7 protein-coding genes and 1 pseudogene are annotated in these 7,389 nt (G+C 67.8%); 2 read left to right on the forward strand and 6 right to left on the reverse strand.

What is annotated here, in order from left to right; genetic code table 11:
• Nucleotides 1–192: pseudogene (locus tag ACNA7R_RS18255) on the forward strand (hypothetical protein); the annotation flags it as partial.
• 6 nt (nucleotides 193–198) lie between these two features.
• Here ACNA7R_RS18255 and ACNA7R_RS18260 read toward each other — a convergent pair.
• From ACNA7R_RS18260 to ACNA7R_RS18275, 4 genes are all read right to left on the reverse strand, one after another.
• On the reverse strand, nucleotides 199–651 hold the full coding sequence (locus ACNA7R_RS18260) for a MaoC/PaaZ C-terminal domain-containing protein (RefSeq protein ID WP_416284948.1): 453 nt from the start codon (nucleotides 649–651) through the stop codon (nucleotides 199–201).
• Complete coding sequence (locus tag ACNA7R_RS18265) at nucleotides 652–2,613, reverse strand: 3-hydroxyacyl-CoA dehydrogenase/enoyl-CoA hydratase family protein (protein WP_416284949.1); 1,962 nt, start codon at nucleotides 2,611–2,613, stop codon at nucleotides 652–654.
• A gap of 167 nt (nucleotides 2,614–2,780) precedes the next feature.
• A complete protein-coding gene (locus tag ACNA7R_RS18270; protein ID WP_416284950.1) occupies nucleotides 2,781–3,236 on the reverse strand; it encodes a MaoC family dehydratase in 456 nt (151 codons plus the stop codon).
• Complete coding sequence (locus tag ACNA7R_RS18275; protein WP_416284951.1) at nucleotides 3,236–4,297, reverse strand: phosphotransferase family protein; 1,062 nt, start codon at nucleotides 4,295–4,297, stop codon at nucleotides 3,236–3,238. Before ACNA7R_RS18275 ends, ACNA7R_RS18270 begins: the two co-directional genes overlap by 1 nt.
• A gap of 155 nt (nucleotides 4,298–4,452) precedes the next feature.
• Here ACNA7R_RS18275 and ACNA7R_RS18280 point away from each other — a divergent pair, with 155 nt between their 5' ends.
• Entirely contained in the window at nucleotides 4,453–5,667 is a 1,215-nt protein-coding gene (locus tag ACNA7R_RS18280; RefSeq protein WP_416284952.1) for an acyl-CoA dehydrogenase family protein, read from the forward strand.
• Here ACNA7R_RS18280 and ACNA7R_RS18285 read toward each other — a convergent pair whose 3' ends face one another.
• Together ACNA7R_RS18285 and ACNA7R_RS18290 are read right to left on the reverse strand one after the other, a co-directional pair.
• Nucleotides 5,668–6,789, reverse strand: coding sequence for a GNAT family N-acetyltransferase (locus tag ACNA7R_RS18285; protein ID WP_416284953.1), 1,122 nt, complete (start codon nucleotides 6,787–6,789; stop codon nucleotides 5,668–5,670). It lies immediately after the preceding gene.
• A gap of 261 nt (nucleotides 6,790–7,050) precedes the next feature.
• Nucleotides 7,051–7,389, reverse strand: a 339-nt coding sequence (locus ACNA7R_RS18290; RefSeq protein ID WP_416284954.1) for an HAD family hydrolase, incomplete at its 5' end; no start/stop codon positions are given.

Consider the following 7,389-nt stretch of genomic DNA (forward strand, 5'->3'; position numbering starts at 1 on the left):
GACGACGGAATGGGTGCGGTTACCGATTCCGCGGTCCTCGACGACGCGATCGACCAGGACGAACTCGAGTCGGACGTCGAGATGGACGACGTCCAGTCGTCGGTCGAGGACGAGGCCGACGCCGCCGAGGACGAACTCGACGACGTCGACGGCGAGGACGCCGCGACGGACGACGCGGACGACGACAGCTGAACTCCACTATTTTACGAGCGTCAGCAACTCGCAGGAGAGCGCGACCGACCCGTCGTCGGTCACGAGCCGCGTCTCGTAGCGGGCGAGCCCGTTGCCGACGGGGTGATCGCGGGGTTCCTTCTCGAGGAGTTCGGATTCGGCGTGAACCGTCGTCCCCATCGTCACGGGCTCGGTAAACCGCAGCGAGTCGACCCCGTAGAACGCCACCGTCTCGGGTCGCTCGTGGCGGTGCTGCCAGAGCAGTCCCGTCGTCACGGCAAACAGCAGAGCGCCGTGGGCGATCGGCTCGCCGAACGGCAGGTCCGCGGTGTAGCTCTCGCTCAGGTGGAGGGGATTGAAGTCGCCGCTGACGCCCGCGAACTCGCGCACGTCGGCCTCGGTGAGCGTCCGCGAGTGGGTGACGATCTCGTGGCCGACCTCGAGGTCGTCGAACCGAATTCGATCCTCCGGGTCGCCCATCTATCGCCCCTCGAACTCCGGCTCGCGGTCCTCGGCGAACGCCGCGGTCCCCTCCCGGACGTCGTCGGTGCCGATCAACAGGCCGAAGCCCTGGCTCTCCATCGCCAGCGCCGCCTCGAGGCTAGCGTCCTCGCCGCGGTTCATCACCTTCTTGGCGACCTCGAGGCCCAGCGGCGGCCCGTTCCGCAGGTCGTCGACGAACGCCTCGACCGTCTCGTCGAACTCGTCGCGGTCGACCGCGCGGTTCGCCAGGCCCCAGTCGGCGGCTCGCTCGGCGTCGATGTGGTTCCCCCGGAAGACGAGTTCCTTCGCGCGGGTCTCGCCGAGGACGCGCATGAGTCGCTGGGTCCCCCCGCCGCCGGGAATGAGGCCGAGACCGATCTCGGGCGCGCCGAACGACGAGCGCTTCGTCGCGATCCGCAGGTCGCAAGCCAGCGCGAGTTCGAGGCCCGCCCCCAGACAGTAGCCGTCGACCTTCGCGATCACGGGTCGCGGAAACTCGTTGACCGTCTCGAAGGCCGGCGTCACGTTCATCGCGTCGGTCGGCTCGAGCGAGCCGAAGCCGGTGATGTCCGCCCCGGCGCTGAAGGCGCGGTCGCCGGTGCCCTCGATCGTCGCGCACCGAATGTCGTCGGTGTCGACCGTCGAGAACAGGTCGTCGATCTCCTCGAGCAGGTCGGTGGAAAGGGCGTTCATCCGCTCAGGGCGGTCGAGTTCCACCTCGAGCACGCCGTCCTCGACCTCGGCGTTCAGGTAGCGGTAGGAATCGAGGTCGCCCGCGTCGCCGCTGCCGTAGTCGTGGAAGCCGGAGCCGGCGTCCTCGCCGGTCTTCCCCTCCGCGACGAGTTCGCGCAGGTAGGGATGGGGCTCGAAGCGGTCGTCGCCGGTCTCTTCGGACTTCGCTTCGAGCTTCTCGAGGACGGTATCGAGACCGATCTTGTCCGCGCGACGGCAGATCCCCTCGGGGAAGCCCAGCCCGAGGCGGACGCCGATATCGACCGCTTCGGGGGTCGCGACGTCCTCGCCGACCAGGTAGGCCGCGCGGTTGATCATCCGGGCCTCGACCTGGAGCGTGTCGAACCCCTCCCCCTGGCCGGGTTCGTAGTCCGGTCCGTCACCGTCCTCGTAGTCGTAGAATCCCTTGCCGGTCTTCTTCCCCAGCTCCTCGGCCTCGACCTTCTCGGCCATGATCGAGGGAATGTCGTCGCCGGCCTCCTTCCGGACGTGGTAGCCGACGTCGATCCCCGTCAGATCGGCGAGCTCGAACGGCCCCATCGGGTAGCCCCGTCCGTGGGCCATCGCGGCGTCGGCCTGGCGCACCTCGGCGTCGCCCTCGGAGACCATCCAGCACGCCTCGCCGATGAACGGACCGACGATCGTGTTGACGACGAAGCCCCGCACGTCCTTGCGGACGTAGATCGGCGTCTTGTCGATCGACTCGACCCAGTCGTAGCCGGCCTCGGCCGCGTCGTCGCTCGTCTCCGCCCCGTAGATGACCTCGACGAGGTCCATCTTCACCGGCGGGTTGAAGAAGTGCAGGCCGAGCACGCGCTCGGGCGTGTCGACCGCCTCCGCGATGTCCGTGATCGGCAGACTCGAGGTGTTCGTCGCCAGCAGCGCGTCCTCGTCCGCGTAGCGCTCGAGGTCGGCGAAGATGTCGTGTTTCAACTCGAGGTTCTCCGGTGCGGCCTCGATCACGAGGTCCGCGTCGGCGACCGCTTCCTCGAGGTCGGTCGTCGTCTCGATACGCTCGAGGATGGCGTCGGCGGGCTCGTCGAGGCGATCCTTCTCCTCGAGTTTCTCGAGGCTCCAGGCAATCGACTCGTAGCCGTCCTCGACGTACTCGGGTTCGATATCCCGGAGGACGACGTCGTAGCCGGCCATCGCGGTCACCTCGGCGATCCCGTGTCCCATGTTCCCCGCGCCGAGGACGGCGACGCGGTTGATGGTGTCGTATGACATGCCCGTGTGGTCGACCGGGACGGCCTTAACTCCACCGAACCCAGTTACCAATGTTAAGATTTTCACCTTCTAGGCGTAGGTCGTACGGTGTTATATCCCTGTGAAAAACGGCGGTAACCTCAGTTCGGGCCGACGGCTCGATCGCCGCCGTCCCCCGGCGAGGCGTGTTACTCGCCGCCGCCGCGCCGCTCGAAGATCGTGTTCCCGACCCAGCTCATGACGAGTTCGTCGTCCCCGTTGTAGGTCTCGAGGCGGCTCTTGACGTAGCCACGGTCGTCGCGACTGTCGGAGGGCCGCTTCTCGAGCACCTCGGTTCGAACCGAGAGCGTGTCGCCGGGTTTGACGGGCTGGTGCCAGCGCAGTTCGTCCACGCCGGGCGATCCCATCGAGGCCCAGTCGTCCTCGTCCTCGGGTCCCTCGACGAGCATCCGCATCGACATCGCCGCCGTGTGCCAGCCCGAGGCGACCAACTCGCCGAACATCGACTCCTCGGCGACCTCCCTGTCGACGTGGAACGGCTGAGGATCGTACTGTTCGGCGAACTCGACCACCTCGTCCTCGCTGACCTCGTACTCGCCGAACTCGCGGGTCTCGCCGACCTCGATATCCTCGAAGTACCGCATCAGAGCGGCTCCTCCCCCTCGATGATCCGGACCGCGCGCGCGGCCAGCGCGGGCACCCGCTCCTCCATCTTCGGGTACATCGGATCGTCGCTGTTGCCCTCGAGGTAGCGCCGGAAGAACATCTCCCCGAGCGCCGCGAGCTTGTACACCGCGAGCGTGCGGTAGAACCGTTCGTGTGCGAACTCGTACCCCGTCCGCTCCTCCCAGCGCTCGACCAGCTCGAGCCGGCTCGGGTACCCCTCCCGTTCCATGAACGTCGCCGTCAGCTCGGGCACCGCGGGGTCGGGATCTTTCGGGTCCCTCCAGTAGGAGAGCATCCAGCCCAGGTCGGCGCGGGGGTCGCCCAGCGTGGCCATCTCCCAGTCGAAGACGCCGACGAGATCCGGAAGGGTACTCGGGCCATACATTACGTTATCCAGCTTGTAGTCGCCGTGAACCAGCGTGTCCGGGTGCTCCTTGGGGACGTTCTCCTGGAGCCACGAGCCGACCTCGTAGAGATCCGGCACCTCCCGCTCTTCGACCGTGGTCTCGAACGCCCACATCAGCTGCTGGCCCCAGCGCTCGACCTGGCGTTCGGTGTACCCCGGCGGGTAGCCGAACTCCTCGAGCCCGACGGCCTCGTAGTCGACCGCGTGGATCGCCGCCAGCGTGTCCACCAGCTCCTCGCCGATCCGCTCGCGGGCGGCGGGGTCGGCGAAGCGGTCGGGTTCGCCCTCGCGGAGGACGTCGCCCTCGAGTCGCTCCATCACGTAGAAGTCGCTGCCGATGACGTCGTGATCCTCGCAGGCGAGCACGGGCTCTGGGACGGGAACGTCGGTGTCGACCAGCGCCTTCGTCACCCGGTACTCCCGGAGCACGTCGTGGGCGGTGTCGGCCGTCTCGCCCGGCGGCGGTCGCCTGATCACCAGCTCCCGGTCGCCCCAGGTGAGAAGCAGCGTCTCGTTGGAGTGGCCCTCCCGGTGGCGCTCGATCTCGTAGGTCTCGGCCGACCCCAGGCCCTCCTCGAGGTAGGCCGCCAGCGCGTCCTCGTCGACCAGCCGCTCGTAGTAGGTGTCGGTCATGGCTCGAGTCGATCGGCCCGCTGGTCTGTCGAGACGTTCCGATTCGTCGACCGGCTCGAGCGAGGGGTTGCGCGACGCATGGTACTACCCGCGGCCCGATTAACGAAAATAGTTACGACCGAAACCTTATCTTACAATGTTCGTGTAGCTAGGGTATGGAGTACCACGACAGCGATCGGGCGCGAGAGCTGGCCGCGGACGTTCGGGAGTTCGTCGACGAGGACGTGATCCCCGCCGAGCGCGAGCAGCTCGGGAACGGTCCCGTCCCGGAGGACGTCGTCGACGACCTGCGCGAGACGGCCCGCGAGCGCGGCCTGTACGCTCCGCAGGTCAGCGAGGAGTACGGCGGGCTCGGCCTCGAGTTCCGCGACGTGTTGCCGGCGTTCGAGGAGGCGGGTCGCAGCCTGCTCGGCCCGCTGGCGATGCGGGTCGACGCCCCCGACGAGGGGAACATGCACACCCTGGAGATGGCGGGTACCGACGAGCAAAAAGAGCGGTGGCTCGAGCCGCTGGTCGACGCCGAGATCCGTTCGGGGTTCTCGATGACCGAGCCGATGCAGGGCGGGGGGTCGGATCCGAAGATGATCCGGACGACGGCAGAGAAAGACGGCGACGAGTGGGTCCTCGACGGCCACAAGTGGTGGACGACCCAGGGCAGCGAGGCCGACGTCCTGCTCGTGATGGCGCGAACGGATCAGGAGGCCCACCCCTACGAGGGGTGTTCGATCTTCCTCGTCCCCAGCGACGTCGACGGCGTCGAGTACCAGCGCGACATCCCCCACGTCGGCGGCGAGGTGACGGGAACGAGCCACGCCGAGATCGTCTACGACGGCGTGCGGATTCCCGAGGAGAACCTGCTGGGCGCCGAGAACGCCGGCTTCGCCATCGCCCAGAAACGCCTCGGCCCCGCGCGACTGACTCACTGCATGCGCTTTTCGGGGATGGCCCAGCGCGCACTCGAGGTCGCGAAAGCGTACACGAGCGAGCGCGAGGGATTCGGCAGCACGCTCTCGGAGAAACAGAACCTCCGGTACGAGATCGCCGACGCCGAAACCCGACTCCACGCGGCCCGGACGATGGTTCGCCACGCCGCCCGCGAGATCGGGGAGGGGAAGGAGGCCCGCGTCCCGGTCTCGATGGCGAAGGTCTTTACCGCCAACGTCGTCCAGGACGCCGTCGACCTCTCGATCCAGTGCTGTGGCGCCAACGGGATCGGCAAGGACCTACCGTTGGCTGATTTCTACGAGAACGTCCGCGCGTTCCGCCTCGTCGACGGCGCCGACGAAGTCCACAAGCGCGTGATTGCCCGCGACGCCTTCGAGGACGTCGACGAGAGCGAACTCGATCCCGTGACGCGGTTCCGGGGGTAGTCAGGTCGTGTCGAGATCGAGCCGCGAGAACGTCCAGTCGTCGATCGAGCTGTTCTCGACCGCGGCGCTGGCGTCGAGGTCCCGCGCCAGCAGCGTCCGCGACGCCGGCCGGATCAGCGTCGAGAGGGGTGCTCGCGTGTCGGGGAAGAACCGGTAGCGAATCGGTCTCGGAAGCGTCTCGCCGAAGGCCGTGACGAACTCCCGGCGATCGCAGTCGGCGAGCACGGCGACGAGCAGTCGCTCGAGCGCCCCCCGTTCGGCCTCGAGCGCTCGCGGGACCGTCTCGACGATTCGGACCCGGTCGTCGACGTCGGCGGTGACGAGCGCGGCGACCGGCTCCCCGTCGCGTCTCGCGACGTAGGTCGTGTACTCGTGTTCGGGATTGGCGAGCCGCCAGCGGTAGAACGTCGCCGTTCGGTTCGTGTGCATCGCGTCAGGAATCGCCCGTCCGTAGGCCGCCGCGAGCGCCTCGGCGGGCGGCGACTCGTGGCGCTCGAGGTCGACGTCGGCGTCGGGTGCCAGGAACTGATCCCCCGTGCGGTGGGCTCCATCGACGATCCGGCTCGCGACCGATTTCGCGGCCGCGGTCGTCGCGCGTTTCTCGACTCGCGTCGGCGCTTGGGCTCCCGGGTCGTCGGTCCATCGCTCGAGGGCGCCGACGGGATCCCGAACCCGGTAGTACAGCGGCACCGTCCCGATCTCGCGCCAGCCGTGGTTGAGGTTCCCCCGTTTCGAGGCCTCGTTCGGAAAGTTGAAGAAAAAGGCGGGGCCGCCCTCGGCGTACCGCTCGAGGGTCCGCTCGTTCATCCGGTCGAACAGCCCGCGCCTGCGGTAGTCGGGGTGGACCATCGTGTCGCAGGGCTGGTACGCCGTTCGAACCGTTCCGTGGCCGCGCATCTCCTGGGCGAACAGCGATCGGCAGCCGACGAGGTCGCCGTCGTCCTCGGCGACGACGATCGGAACGTGGTCGGCGTAGGGGTTGTCCTCGTACTTCCAGCGGAACCAGGCGGGCGATCGCCCGCGGTCGAATACCCGCTCGTACAGCGAGAGGAACGCCTCCCGGTCGCCGGGCTCGAACTGGCGGATCGTCACCCGCGACGGTCCTCGACTGGCTGTTTTCATGGGTGTGAAGGGATCGTGGTGGGACCGAACGCACCACCGGTCACGTTCCTCTCCACTCGACAGGGGGATAGACCTTTAGCCTGAATGCTCCAGAATTTACGGGATAGAGAACGTCTCGGGGCGATCGACGTCAGGTTTGCGTGTACGTCTCCGATCGGAACGGATAGATCCGGACCGCTCATACGGATTGCTGTACCGATTTCCCGGCGCAACCGCCGCACGGGTCGCGGTTGCGCCGGTACTGACTTACAGGAAACCGTATCAGGGGCTTCGATCCCCGTCGACGATCTCGAGGATCTCGGGCGGGGACTCGATGCGGTAGGCGACCGCGGGGCCGTCCTCGGCGCCAAACGCGACCCCGTGCAGTCCCGCCTCGTCGGCCCCGCGGACGTCGTGGTCGTACCGGTCGCCGATCATCAGCGATCGGGCGGGTTCGACGCCGGCCTTCTCGAGGGCCGTCTCGAACATCGCGGGATCGGGCTTGGTCCGGCCGACCTCCTCGGACGTCGTGATCGAGTCGAACGCCTCGCGGACGCCGAAGCGCTCGAGCATCCACTTTCCCTCCTCGTCGTCGACGTCGCTGACGACGCCGACGTGGAG

This window comes from Natronococcus sp. (assembly GCF_047921035.1).
Taxonomy (GTDB): Archaea; Halobacteriota; Halobacteria; order Halobacteriales; family Natrialbaceae; genus Natronococcus.